This window comes from Seonamhaeicola marinus, from assembly GCF_008085455.1.
Genome location: NZ_VSDQ01000286.1, coordinates 1 through 404, shown reverse-complemented (window position 1 = coordinate 404; position 404 = coordinate 1). Strand labels below are relative to the sequence as shown.

1 protein-coding gene is annotated in these 404 nt (G+C 33.7%); it reads right to left on the bottom strand.

Going from position 1 to position 404, the window contains the following annotated elements:
- Positions 1-404, bottom strand: a 404-nt coding sequence (locus tag FUA24_RS04010) for an amidase family protein (RefSeq protein WP_246146944.1), incomplete at both ends; no start/stop codon positions are given.

Here is a 404-nt window from a genome sequence, read left to right as displayed (position 1 = left end):
CGCCAATTTTAGGAGGTGCCATTGGTGTAACTGGAGAAATTATAATGTCAACTTCGTTAAAATCGTTTTCAAAATTTTGAGAAATTTGATCTCTTAATGCTAGCCCTTTTAAGTAAATTTCATCACTAAAGCCTTGTGATAATACTTGGTTACCGCCAACAATTCTGCGTTTTGTTTCTTCCGAAAGGTTTTCAGAACGCGTAATAGAATAGCTTTCTTTTAAATTATCGGCATCAATTCGGTTACCGTAATTTGTGCCATCTAAACGCGATAGGTTAGAGGCAGTTTCGGCCATTGCTAATGTGTAATAGGTAGATACTAAAGTGTCTGCTTCAAAAAAATCTAAAGCTTTTACTTCAATTCCTTTTGCTTTTATATTTTCAATTGTTGAAAGAAAATCTTTT